The organism is Stenotrophomonas pictorum JCM 9942, from assembly GCF_001310775.1.
GTDB lineage: Bacteria > Pseudomonadota > Gammaproteobacteria > Xanthomonadales > Xanthomonadaceae > Stenotrophomonas > Stenotrophomonas pictorum.
Genome location: NZ_BAZI01000658.1, coordinates 1 through 960, shown reverse-complemented (window position 1 = coordinate 960; position 960 = coordinate 1). Strand labels below are relative to the sequence as shown.

Genomic DNA, 960 nt, shown 5'->3' with positions numbered 1-960 from the left:
TGCGAGCCGCGGTCGCCGGGCGCGCGCCTGGCGATCATCTCGCGGGTCAGGGCATCCCAGCCTTCCTGCATCTGGCAGACGATGGGCGGCACGCGCGGATGGCTGCCGTAGTGCCAGCGCGCCGGCAGCTGGGCCTTGTTCCAGCACTGGTAGTGGGGATGTTCGCCGAGCAGGTATTTTTCGGCCTCGGCCTGTTTGCCCGGTTGCGGTGTGAAACCCACCGACTGCCCGACAGACACCACCATCGCCACTGCCGGCGGCACCATGTCCTGGGTGGCGATCTGCTGGCCTTCCTTGACCGTGGCCATGCCGTGGTCGGAGACCACGATCAGGTTGGTGCGATCCAGCAGGTCCGCGCGGCGCAGGTCATCGACCAGCTGGCCGATGGCGTTGTCCACTTCCCGCAGTGCGGCGGCGTATTCGGGTGAATCCGGGCCGTGCGCATGGCCGGCCTGGTCGACGTGTTCCATGTAGCCGGCGACAAAGCGCGGGGGAATGCCATCGGGTGCGCCCTGCAGCCACGCCAGCAGCTGCTGCATGCGTGCCGGCAGCGACACAGCCTCATCGTACGGTTGCCACTGGTCGGCATGCAGGCCGTGGATCGGTGCTTCGCTGCCGGGCCAGGACCAGGTGGCGCTCTTGAGCCCGGCCTTGCGCACGCTGACCCAGATCGGCTCACCGCCTTCCCACCAGGCCGGATTGCGTACCGCGTCGCGGTCGCTGAGCCGGAACTCGCCCAGCGGCTCGGCGTTCATCGCATTGTGGATCAGGCCGTGATGGTCCGGACGCAGGCCGGTGACCAGGGTGTAGTGGTTGGGAAAGGTCAGTGACGGGTACGAGGGCCGCATGCCGACACTGCGCACGCCTTCACTGGCCAGGCGGAACAGGTTGGGCGTGTGGGTGGCATCCACTTTGTCGGCGCGCAGGCCATCGACGGACAGCAGCAGCACGGTGGGCGGG

At 68.2% G+C, this 960-nt stretch carries 1 protein-coding gene; it reads right to left on the bottom strand.

The genetic code is table 11. The annotated features are described in order from the left end of the window. Positions 1-960: alkaline phosphatase family protein (locus JCM9942_RS16860; protein ID WP_054660990.1), on the bottom strand; the 960-nt coding region annotated here is incomplete at both ends.